The organism is Bacillus cereus G9842, from assembly GCF_000021305.1.
GTDB classification, from domain to species: domain Bacteria; phylum Bacillota; class Bacilli; order Bacillales; family Bacillaceae_G; genus Bacillus_A; species Bacillus_A thuringiensis_S.
Map to the genome: position 1 here is coordinate 3,066,372 of NC_011772.1, position 17,692 is coordinate 3,084,063.

Sequence of the window (17,692 nt, forward strand, 5' to 3'; positions counted from 1 at the left end):
CACTCTTTTTAAAAGAGTGCTAAAAAACATATAACCTAATAATGTTTCTAGTTTGATTACAGAAAGAAAGTCTTTATTAAAACATATAGTTGCTAATTTAATTGCGATCTTCCTTGCACCCAAGCAGCAATGTCATTTATAACATACTCAGGGATATTAGCAGGACTATAATATTCATCCGGTTTACTTATTTCTCCATCACCTTCTGTAAAGAAATGATTTAACTTCGGATATAGTCGATAATCGACGTTATCTCGTTCTTTTAATTGTTCTTTCCAAAGAGGAATTTCGATTTTTGATTGAACTTGATAGTCTCTTTCCCCTTGAATAATAAGAAGCGGTGTCTTTTGTTCTTTTGACATTTCGGCTGCTTTAATTTTTCGGATAGAATCCCAAAATATTGCTGATCCTAAGTAAAAATCTTTTGGGGGATTCTGACTAGAGAAATTTGGATCATTTAATAATTCAAATTGTGCTTTGTAGAATTTATATTCATCTAGATTCATTGCTCCAATAGAAAAAAGGTACTCAAATTGATCTAAAACAACGTCTTGGATCGTACGAGCTGGCCCACCCATTACAATTGCCCCAGCAATATTATTATTTTGGTCTTTTTCAATCATTTTCGGAAGCATCATTCCACCTTGACTATGACCAAGAATATATATTTGATTCTTATTTATTAGAGGCTCATTTTTAAGAAATTGAGTTACAAAAAGAGCATCATCTGTTGTCTCTTTATCAACTGTATAAAAGGGACTAAATTGTGTTTTCAACCCATGTTCATAAGTTCTTTTATTATAGCGAAGAACAGCAATTCCCTTCGATGCAAGACCTTCAGCTAAATCGCGAAATGGTTTTAAAGCAAACGCTGTTTCATCCTGATCGGTTGCTCCTGATCCTTGAACAAGAATAACCGCTGGAAAAGGACCCTTTCCTTTTGGAACCGACAATGTTCCTGGTAATGGAAATGCACCACTTCCAACTACTACTTCTTTATCAACAAATGATTCAGGCTTACTATATGATGGACGCTCTGCAACAGGACTAAACGACATGCTTAGTTGAAAATCGTCTATTTTTCCAGATGGATCTAGTTTAATTAGTAAAGGTACAGTCATTTTTTCAAAAACTAATTGAATCTCCACATTTGTATGAACAGGATTTGTCTCTTTTTGTGTAACCTCTCCAATTTCTATAAAAGAACCTGCTTGTAATTGTACTGGGAGTCCCTCCCAATAGCTCTTCAGCCATTCTTCGGATATTATTTTCTGTAATGACCTTGAGGTTAAATCAAATGCAGATTTATAATCTTCACTATTCATATGACGAATAAATGAAAGAGTAGTAGATATAATAGGATTTTCATCATCACTATTGTCTACTTTTTTTATAGTTGTGTTTGCTTCCTTTAATTTCGAAATAAATTGATGGTTAAACGGATAATTATATGTATCAGGATATAAGCTTGTTTTCAATACTTCCGTATTCCGTCCCTCATACAAACTTGAAGAACTCGTAAAATTTTCAGGTAAAATTACTTCCTCCGCATATGAGACTGAGGGAATTGTTATTGAAAAAATCGCACTAACAAGTAATAACTTATTACTTGTTCTTCTTTTCTTACCCATACTTATTGATTCTCCTTTCAAAATTTAAAATTTCTAATACAGTATGCCAACTATAAGGAAAATAAAAATTATCAAAGAGATTAATAATCTATTTTACGATCCCCCCTAACTAATTAAAAATCTATCATTAACAAACTTCAATAAAAAATGCCCTCCCCCTCTTTTTTTATTGTTGGATTTTCCAAGGACTTAGAAGCACAGCACTAATTTACATGTAAATGACCCATGAGATTCTCTGTTTCAAAAGAAAAAAGCACCCCACTAGATGCTTTCTTTAATTGTTCTCACTCTCATTTATTTAGTTAATTCTCTTATTACTGTAAAATAAATTTATTCTATTTCCTAAATCTCACTTATTTCTTAATTCACTCATACCAATATAAAACCTAATAACCTATCCTCAAAAAATAAAGAAAACAGGTTATTTGGCTATTCATTCCGTAAGCTTACTGCTCAAGTTAGTCTTTTTTCACACGGTTAAACTTTATTAAGAAAACCTTAAGGAATTTCCCTCTATATTTATAAGAATTTTTTTCTATACTGAATCATGTAAATGAACAAGAGGAGAAACGATCATGAAGAAATTTGTAATTTGCATACTAGGAATAGGCCTCCCTATATACTTACTACCTTTCATATTACGCGGAGATTTAGACAGATTTAATCCCATTGCTGAAGAAAAGAATGTATATGCCGTTGCGAAAGGATATGGTGTTCCAGATTATCATCATAAAGGAAGAGCTATGTACTCACTAAAAGGTGTTGATGAATTAAGCAATGAAAAAGAATATAAAGTTGGAACGAACACGCCTAATGATTTTACAAGAAAAATTTACTTAAAAATTCATGTGAAAGGTAAGTATGTCTATTCCTACGATATTATTTCTGAAAAGGACATTCCAGAGAAAATAAGGGGACAATTGGAGATAGCAAAGAAATAAAAGAGCCAATTCGTACGAGTTGGCTCTTTATTATCGCTCCCATCTACCGTTTGGAGAATTCTTTCGATCGATTTATTAAGTTCGTTATCATTGTTTTAACAACCATTCTTCAATTACTTTAACTGTTTCATCCCGTTGTGCTTTTGACGTAATTAAGCTTGCATTATCACCTTTTTGCTCACCATACATGCCAAAATGAGCATGGTTTCCGCCTTTTATCATGTGCATAGTTGTATTCTTTGACATTAACTTTTTATTGTTCTCTATTTTTTCTACAGTTGCTAAAGCATCTACTTCTCCATAAATAGATAACATTGGAATCGATTTTGTAGAGAAATCATCTGCAGGATAAGAGCCTAAGAAAATGATCCCATCTACCTTGTCTTCATTCTGAAAGGCATACTTAGAAATCATAGCTCCGCCCATTGAATGTCCAGCAACGTACCATTTTTGAACTTCAGGGTACTGTTCAATTACACTATCTACCGCATTGATTCCAAGTATCGCTAAGTTTAATGGTAACTTAGGCATTACTACAAAATGCCCATCTTTTGCAAGAGCTTCTCCTAAGTAACTATAAGCTTCAGCTTCTACTTTAGCACCTTGATAAAAAACAACCCCTATTTTAGCATCTTTCTGTCCAAAAACTATATTATCTTCATCTTTTTTATCATTCACTAACGACAAAGCCTCTTTCGTTGGTTTGTAAGTAAACTGGGACCAAGTAAAAAAAGTAATACTCCCTATAAGTAAAATACCAAGTAAAGAGTACAGAACAATTTTCATCCATTTCTTCATATGTATGACCTCCCTAAGATGTATATATTCTATACTTTAGATTATCATTAATAAACATAAAAACTCGAGCATTTTTATTGTGCTCAAGTTTTCATTTACGTCTTTAATTTATACTATAAATTGTCCAAGATAAATATGTAGCAAATGCAGACCATAAAAAATATGGAATTAGCAACCATGTCGATACTTTAGATAAATTGGAAGAAAACATAATGAGAAGTAACGTAGTAATAGCGACTAGTAAACAGTCTACTGTTGCTAAAAACAAATTTTTTTGAATGAATTGAAAGTAGCTGAACGCTTGATTGCACATATAATTTAAAAGGAATACAAACCAAAATGTTTTTGGCTTGAATCCATAGTTGTTGTAAATAATTGCAACTGATAATGCAATAAGTCCAAATAATACAGCCCATATCATTCCGATTGTCATACCAGGAGGTGTCCAAGACGGCTTTTCTAACGCATCATACCAAGTACGATCAATAGGGAATAAAACACTAGAAACATAAAACAAACCATATGTTAGTAAAAATACTATAATACTAGATTTTTTCATAAACATTCTCCTTTTTACTAGAAGATTATAGAAACTTTATATGATTAGTATGCCCTTGTAATGGATAAATTTCTAATATTTAAATTTCAAATACATATCGTTTAATCTATTTTATACGAACTCTTTCATACTTTTATATGCACACAGTGCTCTCTCTCTTGCTGCCTTATGATCAACGACTGGCAAAGGATATGTATTACCAAGCTTTATATTGGCCTTTTGTAAAATATGCTCAGGTGCTTCCCAAGGTTTATGTATATACTTATTCGGTATATCTCTTAATTCTGGTACCCATTTTCTTATATACTCTCCATTTTTATCAAACTTTTCTCCTTGTGTGATAGGATTAAAAATACGAAAGTACGGTGATGCATCTGCTCCACTTCCAGCAACCCATTGCCATCCCATTGTATTATTTGCAATATCAGCATCTAGTAGTGTATCCATAAACCATTTTGCTCCTTCTTGCCACGGAATTAACAAATGCTTTACAAGAAAAGAGGCTACAGCCATTCTTGTCCGATTATGCATAAAACCTGTTTGCCAAAGCTCCCGCATTCCCGCGTCAATAAACGGATAACCAGTTTCACCTTTTTGCCATACTCTTAATAACTCCTCTTCCTTATTCCACGGAAAATGTTCAAAGTTTTTATTAAGAGGTTTATATACTGTAAACGGATAGTGATATAGCAAATAATAAGAAAACTCTCGCCAAATTAATTGGCGTATAAAACTATTCACTTGTTTTTCAAAAAGACTACATTGTCTTTCGGTACTTTTATTTATTAAGTAATGATACATTAACTTCACTGATATTTGGCCAAATGAAAGATATGGCGCCAACATCGAATGAGCATTTTGATTTGGAAAATCTCTTCCTTCACTATAAGAGGCTAATTTGCTAGAGAAAAATTTCTTGAATGTTTTGTATGCCCCTTCCTCTGTAGGCTCCCATATTGATTCAATATGAGATGTCCACGGTATAGTTGGCAGCAAGTGTAATTCTGAAACAGATAAGCTTGCTGGTAAAGAGCTTCCCCATTTTATACTCTGCACTTTGCTAATAGGTTTAGGTATTACCTGCTTTTGAAATGCATTGTAAAAAGGCGTAAACACCTTATATTCAGTGTTGTCCTTCTTTTTTATAATCCACGGTTCTAATAATAAATGCGAATTAAATTCCTTACAAATAATACCTTTATCTTCTAACATCATTTTCATTTTTTGATTAGATTGTAATCTGTCCGGATCATAGCAAATATTCCAATATACAGCCGTTATATCTAATTGTTCTATGAGAGAAAGTATTTCTTCCTCCGTACGTCCTTTACGAATTATTAAAGTAGAGCCCAATGCCTCAAGTTGCTTCTTTACATCTATTACAGCATGGTGTAACCACCACTTTGCCGCACTTCCTATTGAAAAAGTTTCATCTTGTACATATACCGGAAGAACCTCCCCGGACTGAACAGCCTCAAATAGAGCTGGGTTATCATATAAACGAAAATCTTTTTGAAACATAACGATAATTTTGTTTTGCATGGCTACCTCTTCTGATTCTTAAAACATAATAAAATTTATTATACAACAGCAATTTATACATAAGAATTTATTTGTCTTTAATAAATTAGTTAACTTTTTCAACTATTTTATTAGTAGGAATTTTAACAACCGTTTCTTTTTCCCCTATTCTATCAATCTTGAAACCATGAACTTTAACATCAGACGGTACTAGTGGATGATGACAAATCATATCTATACTCTTCTCAATATTTTCACTAACATTTTCTTTTCCAATTAGCCATTCATCGAGGCTACCACTTGAAAATTCAGGCATGCAATTTTTAAAGAGATAGTCTAATTCTATATTATCTTTTATGAAATCACGTTGAGTTTGTAGATTAACTGAAGACGTTTCTTTATCCTCTATTCCGACAACAAAAATTTCTTTAACATTTTCTTGATAAATAGCAATAATAATAGATCTCATTATATCTCCATAAGGATGTACAATTACAGAATCATAGCTGTGTATAGTCAACATGTTTTCTTGGTGAATGTTAGTTACTTGTTGGATACTAGGCTCTATTCCGTGTTCAATGTCTGTTAATAATAAAACTTTTTTATTCTTTGAATTCATATGGAGCACTCCTTCTTCATTATTGTATTTATGAAACTTTTAAGCTAGTAACAATAATAATTGTTACCAGTTTTTCCAGCGTCCCTCTGGATCAACACTTGCAAGTCTAACCCATCCATTTTGAACTTTTTCTCGAAATGTGAAATCATTATTTAACAAACGTTCTATATATTCAATAGGTGCTTGAATGACAATTAGTAAACGAAGTGGTGAATGATACGTCTCACTATCTGACTGCATAACCGATTGCCAAGGTAAGCCTGGCAACAGGTCACTTGCATTCCCTTGCATAACACCGAGACCTGCCGTTACAGTTTGGGTTGTTTTGTTTCCACTACCATAATAATGAGGTGCTACAGTTGAAGCGTAATATTGTAAATTTATCCACTGAGCTACTGTTCCTGGTCCTGCAATAATGTTAGCTAATATATCGCCACTTTCATCCTGTTTCCAATCATAATTATGGAGGAACGCCCTACCTTCTAAGTCACAATCTTGAGTTAATTCTCGTTGCCCGATAATAAAAGATGCATTACGAGCTAATCCCCATTCTGGACGTATTTCACTCCAATCTTCTGCAAATCGATGTGCCTCTTTACTCGCATTTTTTATTTTCGTTTTAAAATTTGGTAATTGCGTTAAACGCTCTCTATTTGCATGTTGGCTCACATTTGGCATAATCGACTCGATACAATCAAATGCTTCTTGCGCAGCTTCCGAAAGTTCCGGGACGTAAATCCATTCCAATTCGTCCACTGTTGTTTTATGTTCAGCTGCTGCAAAAATGGTGTCCTCAGGAATTTTAATACCTTCAGCAGCCAATGCCTCTCTTACTTCTGGAAGATTACATAAAGTAGCAAAAACTCTTGCATTGAATCCCCCTGCTGCTCCGCCACAAGCACCACACTCAAGCGCTGCAGCATAAGGATTGTTCGTACTTTGACTACTATGTCCGCACATTACAACTAAAGGAGCAAATTTTTCTGTCAGTCCCACCATTTTTAAAGCTTGACGCACATAGTTCACTTTTTCTTCTTTCGTAAAACCGATAGGTATCTCGCCCTTTGTGTCATGAACATGATTAAGTGAGAATGTTGTATCAGGTTTTTGTAACATAGTTTTACGAAGGTTACGAATGAAAGCACCAACTCCTCTTGGGACAAAGCTTCTTGTCACCATTTGTAGACCAAATAAAGGACCACTTAACTCAGGTAGCGCCATACTCGTCAGTACGTTCTGTTTCATCGTTTTAAATGTATAACGTACCGAACTGCCTACCCTCTTACGTTGCTCATAAGATTTAAGTTCATTTTCATTTGTGAGCTCTTTTATTTGATGTTTCGGTTTGAGTATAACTGGCAAAGAAGGATGGTTGTTATTACTACCTAGTTCACTAGTTGCAATTGGTAATCCAAAGAAACCAGCTATTCCAAATGTTTCAAACGGACCTAATTTTTCAAGATGGCGACGAAACGGTTCTGAACGTACATCAATACAGAATGCTAATTGAGCTAATACACGCTTTTTATCATTAGTTGCACGTTGTTTAGAAGCAATCTTCTTCCTTAATTGCTCTGCATGCGTCTGTTCCCAAGCTTCCAGCCAAAGTTTCCTACGAATATTTTCATCAAAACGATAAGCGAATACTAATAATTCACTTTGTTCAGCAGCAGGCATTTGTAACCATTCCCGTGTTGAAATATTCCCCCAATAGATCCAAGAAGCTATAAGCGGGACGATTGCAACTTTTTTCTCAACCTTTTGATTTTTTAAAGGTAAATAAGGCTTTGTAATAGCCAGCTCCATAGAAATTCGAACTGCTAAATATTCTATTAGGAGTTCCTGTTCCTGAATTGATTGTTGTGAGCGCCATCGTATCATTCCTGCCCACCCAGGCAAAGAAAGTAAGTGCCCTTCAAGGTAAGCTTGTATGTTAGATTCAGAAATTCCTAGTTCAGATAATGCTCTCGCTAAAGCTACTTGGGCATCTTGTGGCCAATCTTTTAAAACTTTACGCTCATTTTTACTGAGCGCTGGATCAAATTTAATAAGGTGTTGCCATGCACGATAAAAACCTTTCTCTCGATTTGGCATCGTCCAACTTGATCCGGAGTCATCAAGATATAATTTACACCATTTAATGATATGATAATTAAGAATATCAGATAGGTTTTCACCCTTTTGGTTCTCTATAAGTGAACTTACAGGTTGCAAAGAAGAGTCTTTCATACTCTCTGTATTTATATAACTCATTTCTTCTGCCAGTTTATTTACTTCTGGCAATGATAATAGACTAGAAGGTAATTCCTCTAATTTTAAAGCTACTTGGCAAAACTGCTCCACTTTCTTTCGCGGGATATGAAAAGATTGTGAATCAAGCCAACGAGACAAGCCACTTTGTAAAAATGATTCCTCAATCTCCCCTTTTGCCTTTGCCGAATGAATCATAGCAGCACTCGGATATATATCCACATTACGAATTTCTTTTAACCAATCTGCAACTTGTTCAAATGATTGTTTTTCAAGTCCCATCCAAGGGTGATGAGCTGCAAACGTAGAGATAGGCCAAAGTGGTGCAATCACTCGGCTAGCAGATGCAACTAAATCATTTATATTATTTTCTTGCATATCAATATTTGTATCTTTCTTTAATATTGACAATATGCTCATCACGAATTACCTCCCTTTGATACATAATGTTTCAGATAGCCTGGGTGACTTTCTACTGACTTTCTTCTCGCCTCACCTACTCGAACTAACCAAAGATAAAGTACAGCGAATAAAGTAGAAGATTGATTACGAGTAACGAAAGTACTAATAGCACTACTAAATAGTAAAATACATATAACAAAGATAACAGCTGGAGCTGAAGGTTGAACACTTTGATACATGTCAGTATGCAACCATTTGTAAAGAGAATTATGAACGGTAAAATAAATGAGAGAAAAACCAGCTAAAATAACTACGCCAACAATTCGTCCCATTCTTCCCTCTCCAAAAACAACAAGCTGTTTCCATGAAAAGTATAATGACCACCCTAAGATGAACGCACTAACTAATTCATACCCTTCTCCAGAAGTCGTAAACCAAAAAGCAATCGCTATAAATAATCCGAAAACACGTCCGACCATAATCCATAAATCAGATATCTTTTCATTAGACTGCTTCACTGCCCCAAAACGTTGCACGGAAGAACCAGCTTGTAAAAACAGTGTAGCTTTAAACAAACCATGTAAAATCAAATGAATAACAGCCGCTAAATAGGCTCCTAATGCGCATTGAATAAGCATAAACCCCATTTGTGCAATAGTTGATCCCACTAGCTGACGTTTATAATCAACTTGAACTAGGCTAATTCCTGTTCCGATTAAGATAGAAATACTTGAGAAAATTAGTAAAATGATTTGTGCAATATCATCATGAAAAAGAGGTGAAAATCTAGTTAACATGATACCGCCAGCATTTACTAAACCAGCATGCATAATAGCAGACACAGGAGTTGGAGCTACAGCTGACTCAATTAACCATCTTTGAAAAGGCCATTGTGCTGCTGGAATCATCACAGCTACTATAATCAATAAGTTAATTCCTGTTTTCTCCAACGTTCCAAATTGAGCTACATTTTCATTCGTTAAAACTGATGTTAATTGCCACTGTCCAGTGCCTTGAAAAAGCCAAATGATAGCTGATAGCAAGGCGATCCAGCTTATTGTAAATAAATAACTAGAAATTTTTGTTGCTTCACTAACTACTTTCCAACCTTTATTTAGCCCTATGAGTAGAACCAATCCTATAAGAGTTGCTCCCCAACAAATAATCATGAAACGAAGATCATTACTTAACCATGCGACTGAAGATACACCTGTAGTAAATGTAAAAAGTGCAAAGTATTTTCGATATGAGCGATCTCCCAGTAAGTAACGTATAGAAAAACGCTGAATGATTAAACCAATTGTAAGAACAAAGAAAGCCATGAACCAAGCTAAAGTATCTAGATGCCAAGGCCCTACAACTCTATCTTCATTGTGATTAACAAGTGCGAGTAAAGAAACCAATGAAGGCAATGCAGCGATACCAATATGGATATGAACAAAACGTAAAGGCATCCTTGCATGTAAAAACAATAATCCACTTAGCCAAGAAGCACTAAGCGCCATAAAAAATAATGTTAACAGTGTTGATGAACTCAGCGAAATTAACATGTTAAATACCCCCTTCTAAGCAAAAATAAACTATAAAAATTCCTTTTAATTAAGATGATTTTTTAAATTTCAATTTTCATTCACTCTTTTTAGTGCATCGTTTTTTCCCATAAAAAAACCGACAACTTCCATAATTCAATGATTTTATATCATCATTGAATTATGGAGATTGTCGGTTTCCCTTCAACTAACTTCAATAAAGTTTTTTGAAGAGCTCCCATTTTATAGAGGATAATAATGTATGTATTACTCCTGTTAAAAAGAAATGTATATTTCTGATCTCCTAGATTATGCAATCAATATATCAATTTATGTTATACGCTATCTTTTAATTAAGAAACTTTTTCATTTAGTCAATATTACATATTAAAAAAATGCTAAAGCCTTAATTATAGCAAACTGTTAAAATGAGCATCTATCAATTTTTTAAAACAATTATAAGATAAACCATATTAAGCAGTTTGTCAATTTCTTTATCCGTTTTTTAAGAGTTATTAGAATTAAGATTTATTATACCTAAATAACTTCAAGTTTTTAATTATTAGCCTGTTAATAAAGTGCCAAACTTGTAGGTTTCTTAATCCTTCCACTAACCTTAAGGTATTTTTAAAATTTCTCCTCAAGATTATGAAGCAATTTAAAAATCATTACTCGTTCGCCTGTACGGGAGCTTATATCCGTATGAAAGCTTTTCACTTTTTCTCCAGTTAATTCTAGTATAATCTCTTTCAGATCATCAATTCCAGATTCAACTAGCTCCGAACGATTTTTCTTTATCGTTAGCATACCGTCTTTTGTTTCGCAAACCGTATATTCAGCCGGCGTTAAAACACCTTGTAAATTTACGATAATCATATCCCGTAATATATCTGTCTTAACGGATATAGACCCGCGTCCTAGGTAGTCCTTTTCCCAGTGAGTAATTGCTTTGCTTATCTCTGATTCAATAGAGCCTTTTGAGTTTTTCATCTTTGTATCCTCCTTCAATAAAATGTAATTACAATAACAATATAATAATCTGGATTGATTTTATTTTCAATTATTGAGAAGAATTTATAGGAATCGTTGTCATGTATCCTTTAGTATTAAAGTGAATTTTTATATTGCAATATACGTTTTTTTGATTATCTCCAACATAATACTCTTACTATAAAGACTCTGTTGCATACATTTCTAAAAAGGACATTCCGGAGAAAATAAGAAAACTCTTGTAACGTAATATACAAACGAAAAAGCCGATTTCTTTATAAAATAAGAAATCAACTTTTGGCTTAGTTATTGATTTAGTAATGGAAAACACCTTTTTAAGATAATTATGTTTATACTATAGACGTTGATCTTTCTGGAAGTTTAGTTGAAAATGATCCGCTTCATTGTATACCCCGAATTCATATCCTTTTTCCTTATAAAATTTAATAATTTCAGGAAGCGCTTGTAATGTTTGTGGTTTTTCATGCATTAGAACTACTTCCACATCTTCTGTTGTTGTACGCTTTACATTCTCTATAATTTGCTGTGGATTACCTTTTAATTTCCAATCATTTGAATCTATCGTCCAATCCCAAACTTTTATTCCTGCTTCTACAATTTGGTTACGAATTTCCTCGCCCTTTAATCCTGGTGCAGATCCATATGGCGGACGAACTAGTTTAGGAGTTGTACCCGTAATATTATGGATAAGAGCTAACGTTTCTTTCATCTCCGGTACAAATTGTCCTTTTTTGTATAACTTATCACTATTATGTGTCATACTATGAGCACCAATATAATGTCCTTCTTTTACTGCTCGCTTTACGTTTTCCTGAAAAGCGGTATTCTGTAAATTGCTACCTTGCATAAAAAATGTCGAAGCAACATGTTGCTCTTTTAGTACATCTAAAAATTTCCCAGTTAATTCGCTAGGACCGTCATCGAATGTTAAATAAACAACCTTTCCTACCGGTTTTCCATCAGGTCTTTTCTGTTTTGCTGGTGGTGTCTCCTTTTTCTTTTCTTGTTGTTGCGTATTAACTTGATTACTACTTTCATTAGCTACTCCCTTCGCTGGGATAGAGTTCCATTTCCCAATTAAAAAGAATGTGAAAAAGGTCGTTGCTAAAACAACCCCTAGAGATAGTATTGCCTTAGTTCCTACATTTGTTTTTTTCTTATTTTGTGATTCTTTCATTATGTTTCGATCCTTTCCCTACTAATTTTCATATTCATTATTTATACAGCTAAGCATTAACTCCAGTTGATATTTACAATAAATAGATTAATAGAGGAAGGTGAAGATAAAATGCAGATAATGTCGAAATTAGTTAAAGAATAGCGTACTGCATCCACTCTTTAGAAAAATATTGTTTTCTCTAATACAGTTAAATTTGAAAACTGGATATACATCCAAAATAAAAAATACTACTCTTTCTAAACAAAATTTTTATATCAAGATAATAGTATGCTGTTATAAAGATAAAATACTGAGTTAGCCATACTATTGAAATTCTATTATAATTTTGTAATTGGAATTCATTTGAATCAAATAAAGAACTAGAAGAAATATTATTATGTGGAGGTGCTCCGATGAATCTTTTAATTAGAGAGTTAGAAAAAAATGATTTAGACAATTTCCCGAAGATCGATGACAGTTTTATAGTGAATGCTCGGTTAATTCTTTCTCTTTCCAAAGTAAATAGACGCATAGAATATACAGTAGAAGACGTTCCAAGTTATGAAAAAAGTTATTTACAAAATCAAGATGATAATGAAGAACTGGCTTACAATGAATATATAAATAAACCTAATCAAGTCATTTACATAGCACTGTTACATAACCAAATCATTGGATTAATGGTATTGAAAAAGAATTGGAATCACTATGCTTACATAGAAGATATAACGGTGGATAAAAAATATCGTACACTCGGAGTTGGTAAAAGATTGGTTGATCAGGCAAAGCGATGGGCAAAAGAAGGCAACATGCCCGGGATCATGCTTGAAACGCAAAATAATAATGTCGCAGCATGTAAATTTTATGAAAAATGTGGATTTGTAATTGGTGGGTTTGATTTTCTTGTTTATAAAGGTTTAGATATTGAAAATGATGAAGTTGCAATTTATTGGTATTTATATTTCAAATGAAACTGTTTTTAGCATTAAACAAAGTCAAAATAAAAACCCCAATTTCTCCATATTAAAATTGAGAAATTGGGGTTAAGTTATTTAACAAGATTTTTTATCTAAAACAGATAACTAATTAATAATCCTGCCGATAATAAGAAGCCAAAAATCGTATTTGTCATTGCTGTTGATTTCATTGCGATGCGCATATACCCAGGGTCCTTTGCTCCTTTTTGGAAACTTTGAATAGCAGAGATTGGCTTTCTCAAACCTAGGAACATAACTAATGCCCAAGGGCTTATATAACCCATTAATACAATTACGGCAATCCATAAATACGCAATGAAAAAGGCTACCGCTAGTGTTACTATGGCTTTTTCTCTCCCAAGGAGGATTACTAATGTCTTTCTTCCACCTTTAATATCTTCTTCTATATCTCGGATGTTATTTGACATATTGATTGCACCGACTAAAATCCCAATTGGAATGGAAATCAATACACTTTCAATCGTTATCGTATTTGTTTGAATAAAGAAAGCAATAAGTACAAAACATGTCCCCATTAACAATCCAGAAACTAATTCTCCAAACGGAGTGTACGCAATTGGTAATGGACCACCTGTATATAAATAGCCAACCGCCATTCCAATTAAACCAATAACCACTAACCACCAACTACTATTCATACAAATATAAATGCCAATAAAAGCTGCTACGACATATAATAAAAGCGCAACTGTTAACACATTTTTTGGCTTCAATCCATGACGGACAATTCCGCCACCGATGCCAACGGATTCAGCGGTATCTAATCCACGTTTAAAATCATAGTACTCATTAAATAAGTTAGTTGCTATTTGCAATGCTAAACATGCAACCATCATCGCAATAAATAACAGCCAATCAATTTTGGCAACATAAAGTGATGCCACTGTCCCTAAAATTACAGGAGAAAACGTCGCCGTTAATGTATGTGGGCGCGTCATCTTCCATATTAATTTAGCGGAACTAATTTCTTTTTCATTCCCCATAACTCTGTTCAATCTCCCTACATTTTAAGTATAAATTACTAGCAGTATCTTTCTATCTATTTCCTGCCACGCATCCATTCATTATATCAATAAATGATTATCCTTTCTAACAAATCTACTTTTAATAAAGTAAAAATTATAAAATGAAACTTTAATTAGTAGAAGTTTTGTCACCCCCACTGATTATTAGTACATATTCAGTGGGATTTTACGGGCAGCCCTCCCTCCCATTCGCTGAATTTTTAAGGAGGAAATCTTATCCGCCCGCAAATATTGGGATAAATAAAAGAGCCAACTCATATGAGCTAGCTCTTTCATCTCTTATTTTATAAAAATTCAATAGTTACGCTACATTGAAAAACAGATAAATCCTACTTTTGTAGCCCATTAATAATGGTATCTATATTCCATTTCATCATTTTTAAGTAAGTATCTCCATCCTCACCTGATTTACCTAGTGAGTCTGTAAAAATTGTCCCTGCAATTGGCACGTTTGTTTCTTTTGAAACAGTTTCCATACTACGTCGATCTACACTTGTTTCAACAAATAAAGCTGGCACTTTGTTTGTTTGAATTAAACTTACAACATCTCTAATTTGATCTGGCGTACCTTGATTCTCTGAGTTAATTTCCCAAATGTATCCCGTCTTAATGTCATATGCTTTTCCAAAGTATTTAAAAGCACCTTCGCTAGAGATTAAGAAACGTTTTTCTTCAGGAATTTGATGAATTCTGTTTACTGTCTCATCGTGTAACTTTTGAAGTTCTGCTACATACTCATCAGCATTTTTAGTATAGAACTCTTTATTTTTAGGATCTTCTTTAATTAATGCTTGCTTCACATTTTCAGCGTATAAAATACCATTTTTAATATTCATCCAAGCATGTGGGTCTGGTTCTTTTTCTAATCCTTTTGTTTCTAAGTAAATAGCTTCTACACCTTCACTTACTTTATAAACCGGTGCATCTTTCGCTGATTTATTTGCCGTTTTTAATAGCTTTTTAAACCACGCTCCACCTTCTTCTAGGTTTAGCCCATTGTAAAATACCATATCTGCATCTGTCATTTTCATAACATCTTTTGGTAGTGGATCATATTCATGCGGGTTAGCTCCGATTGGAACAAGACTATGAATCTCAACTTTATCTCCACCAATTTGCTTCACCATATCATATATAATGGAGTATGTAGTTACAACTTTTAATTTTCCATTACCCTCTTCTTTTCCATTTGTGTTACTCGAACACGCTGTTAATGCAAATACAAAAATACAAATTACCGATAATACAACATTTTTAAATTTCATCATTATCCTCCAATCAATTATGACAACTCTGCTCTATTTTTTCTAATTTTGATAGCTCTCCAAAACAAACCTTGTGACGGTGAGAAAAAGAATGCCAATCCGAACAAGAATGTTGCGACAAGAACAATTGTTGCACCTGAAGCAAGATTATAAGAGAAACTAAAATATAACCCTACTACAGATGAAAGCGCACCAATGCCTGCTGCTAAATAAATCATGACCCATAAACGGTTTGTTAATAAATACGCTGTAGCCGCTGGTGTAATAAGCATCGCAACGACTAGAATAATTCCAACAGTTTGAAGTGAAGCTACTGTAACCATTGTAAGGAGAATCATTAAGCCATAATGAATCCATTTATTCGGTAATCCATAGCTTTGCGCCATCGTTGGATCAAACGTGGATACGAGTAATTCTTTGTAAAACAACATTACAAGACCAATAATGACCACTCCAATAATCAGTGTCATCCACATATCAGAAGAACGAACCGATAAGACATTCCCGAATAAAATATGATACAAATCAGAACTACTCTTCATAAAGGTAATTAAAATAATCCCTACAGCGAAAACAGATGTAAACATAATTCCTATCGCCATATCATGTTTAATACGACTATTTTGACTTACAAATCCGATTCCTACTGCAGTAATAACACCTGTTAAAACCGCTCCTATAAAATAGTTCATTCCAATCATATAAGAAAGCGCTACTCCTGGAAGAACAGCATGTGAAATGGCATCACCCATTAATGCCATACCTCGTAAAATAATAAAACATCCAATGACACCACAGATAATTCCTACCATAACGGAAGTTAATAACGCCTTCTGCAGAAAACTATACTGCGTTAATGCATCTATAAATTCTACAATCTTCATGATGAATGTACCTCCGCTGCATTATTAAACAATATTCCTTGATTCACATACGCTTTTGACATAACAGTTGGTTCTAATACTTGGCGTACTTCTCCGTAATGAATTAAGCTTTTATTCATTAATAGTAATTTATCAAAATACGATTCTGCTTTACTTAAATCATGATGGACAACGACAATCGTTTTTCCTTCTTTACGTAGTTCCCTAAGAATTTTAATGATTGTCTCTTCACTTGTTACATCAATTCCGACAAACGGCTCATCTAAGAAGAATATTTCCGCCTTTTGCGCTAAAGCTCTCGCCAAAAAGACACGTTGTTGTTGTCCACCTGACAACTCACCGATTTGGCGATTTTTAAACTCTTCCATTCCGACTTTTTTTAAGCAATCAAACGCCCAATCCCGATGCTCTTTCTTCGGTCTTTTCATCATACCTAAAGATGGATACGTTCCAATTAGCACGACATCTAAAACTGTAATCGGAAAGTCCCAATCTATATCACTTCTTTGCGGTACATATGCAACACTCTTTCTAACGCTTCGAATATCCTCTCCAAGAATTTGGACATATCCCTTATCATTTGGGATTAAATCTAATACAGCTTTCATTAAAGTAGATTTCCCCGCTCCATTTGGACCAATAATTCCAACGAGCTTCCCTTTTTCAATATCGAAGGAGACATTTTGAACTACTTGATTCCCTTGATACGATACAAACAAATCTTTAACAATTATAGCCTCACCCATTTTTTATGCATTCCCCTTTCTTTTTTTCGTGTATATAATTATTTTGCGCAAAGGCAACTTTTAAGCAAAAAAATATAAAGCGAATGTAAACCCGCGCTTAAGTTTCCTTAAGGAAACTTTTTTATATGAGTCAAATTATATAAGCTATATGAAAATTTGTAAACTAAAATTTACTAATTTATAAATATATAATGAAAATAATTATCAATGTGGAACAAAATATATTATCTATTTTATGATTTTTTGAAAAAGATATTACTGTGAAAAAATAAGCAATATAGTATATAAATGAAAGAACCTACTCGTATGAGTTGGCTCTTTCTCTTTTACAATATTTGATACGCTCTGCAGCAA

15 protein-coding genes are annotated in these 17,692 nt (G+C 33.6%); 2 read left to right on the plus strand and 13 right to left on the minus strand.

Annotated features, from left to right (window positions below; all coding sequences use genetic code 11):
- Positions 1 to 92 precede the first annotated feature (92 nt).
- Entirely contained in the window at positions 93 to 1,631 is a 1,539-nt protein-coding gene (locus BCG9842_RS15420) for an alpha/beta hydrolase (protein WP_000516868.1), read from the minus strand.
- A 575-nt stretch (positions 1,632 to 2,206) separates the two neighbouring features.
- Between BCG9842_RS15420 and BCG9842_RS15425 the strand changes: the two genes are divergently transcribed.
- Positions 2,207 to 2,572 (plus strand): YxeA family protein, encoded by a 366-nt coding sequence (locus BCG9842_RS15425; RefSeq protein WP_000714889.1) that lies wholly within the window; start codon positions 2,207 to 2,209, stop codon positions 2,570 to 2,572.
- 87 nt (positions 2,573 to 2,659) lie between these two features.
- Here BCG9842_RS15425 and BCG9842_RS15430 read toward each other — a convergent pair whose 3' ends face one another.
- The 8 genes from BCG9842_RS15430 to BCG9842_RS15465 all read right to left on the minus strand — a co-directional run bounded on the left by BCG9842_RS15430 (position 2,660) and on the right by BCG9842_RS15465 (position 12,438).
- Positions 2,660 to 3,370, minus strand: coding sequence for an alpha/beta hydrolase (locus tag BCG9842_RS15430; protein ID WP_000759149.1), 711 nt, complete (start codon positions 3,368 to 3,370; stop codon positions 2,660 to 2,662).
- Positions 3,371 to 3,473: 103 nt separating this feature from the next.
- A complete protein-coding gene (locus tag BCG9842_RS15435; RefSeq protein WP_000749747.1) occupies positions 3,474 to 3,929 on the minus strand; it encodes a TspO/MBR family protein in 456 nt (151 codons plus the stop codon).
- Positions 3,930 to 4,040: 111 nt separating this feature from the next.
- Positions 4,041 to 5,471 (minus strand): cryptochrome/photolyase family protein, encoded by a 1,431-nt coding sequence (locus tag BCG9842_RS15440; protein WP_001179984.1) that lies wholly within the window; start codon positions 5,469 to 5,471, stop codon positions 4,041 to 4,043.
- An 85-nt stretch (positions 5,472 to 5,556) separates the two neighbouring features.
- Positions 5,557 to 6,069, minus strand: coding sequence for a hypothetical protein (locus BCG9842_RS15445; RefSeq protein ID WP_001086241.1), 513 nt, complete (start codon positions 6,067 to 6,069; stop codon positions 5,557 to 5,559).
- A 63-nt stretch (positions 6,070 to 6,132) separates the two neighbouring features.
- The gene (locus BCG9842_RS15450; RefSeq protein WP_000025795.1) at positions 6,133 to 8,739 is read right to left on the minus strand and encodes a DUF2309 domain-containing protein; all 2,607 of its coding nucleotides are present in this window, start codon (positions 8,737 to 8,739) and stop codon (positions 6,133 to 6,135) included.
- Positions 8,739 to 10,271, minus strand: a complete 1,533-nt coding sequence (locus BCG9842_RS15455) for an NADH dehydrogenase subunit 5 (RefSeq protein ID WP_000908926.1) — start codon at positions 10,269 to 10,271, stop codon at positions 8,739 to 8,741. The genes BCG9842_RS15450 and BCG9842_RS15455 overlap by 1 nt, the downstream gene beginning before the upstream one ends.
- A 606-nt stretch (positions 10,272 to 10,877) precedes the next feature.
- Positions 10,878 to 11,240, minus strand: coding sequence for a DUF2294 domain-containing protein (locus BCG9842_RS15460; protein WP_000798170.1), 363 nt, complete (start codon positions 11,238 to 11,240; stop codon positions 10,878 to 10,880).
- A 355-nt stretch (positions 11,241 to 11,595) separates the two neighbouring features.
- Positions 11,596 to 12,438 carry a polysaccharide deacetylase family protein gene (locus BCG9842_RS15465; protein WP_000665156.1) on the minus strand — a complete coding sequence of 281 codons (843 nt, stop codon included), beginning with the start codon at positions 12,436 to 12,438 and terminating at the stop codon, positions 11,596 to 11,598.
- 395 nt (positions 12,439 to 12,833) lie between these two features.
- On the opposite strand from BCG9842_RS15465, the gene satA reads away from it, so the two are divergent.
- Positions 12,834 to 13,391 (plus strand): streptothricin N-acetyltransferase SatA, encoded by a 558-nt coding sequence (gene satA / locus BCG9842_RS15470; protein WP_001050464.1) that lies wholly within the window; start codon positions 12,834 to 12,836, stop codon positions 13,389 to 13,391.
- A gap of 98 nt (positions 13,392 to 13,489) precedes the next feature.
- Here the strand turns inward: satA and menA are convergent, their stop codons facing one another.
- The 4 genes from menA to BCG9842_RS15490 all read right to left on the minus strand — a co-directional run bounded on the left by menA (position 13,490) and on the right by BCG9842_RS15490 (position 17,338).
- Positions 13,490 to 14,401 (minus strand): 1,4-dihydroxy-2-naphthoate polyprenyltransferase, encoded by a 912-nt coding sequence (menA, locus tag BCG9842_RS15475; RefSeq protein ID WP_000526092.1) that lies wholly within the window; start codon positions 14,399 to 14,401, stop codon positions 13,490 to 13,492.
- Positions 14,402 to 14,772: 371 nt separating this feature from the next.
- On the minus strand, positions 14,773 to 15,708 hold the full coding sequence (gene mntA / locus BCG9842_RS15480; RefSeq protein ID WP_000669597.1) for a manganese ABC transporter substrate-binding protein/adhesin MntA: 936 nt from the start codon (positions 15,706 to 15,708) through the stop codon (positions 14,773 to 14,775).
- Positions 15,709 to 15,725: 17 nt separating this feature from the next.
- Positions 15,726 to 16,592, minus strand: coding sequence for a metal ABC transporter permease (locus BCG9842_RS15485; RefSeq protein WP_000706183.1), 867 nt, complete (start codon positions 16,590 to 16,592; stop codon positions 15,726 to 15,728).
- Positions 16,589 to 17,338: a metal ABC transporter ATP-binding protein gene (locus tag BCG9842_RS15490; RefSeq protein ID WP_000503231.1), complete on the minus strand. Its 750-nt coding sequence runs from the start codon at positions 17,336 to 17,338 to the stop codon at positions 16,589 to 16,591. Before BCG9842_RS15490 ends, BCG9842_RS15485 begins: the two co-directional genes overlap by 4 nt.
- Positions 17,339 to 17,692 lie beyond the last annotated feature (354 nt).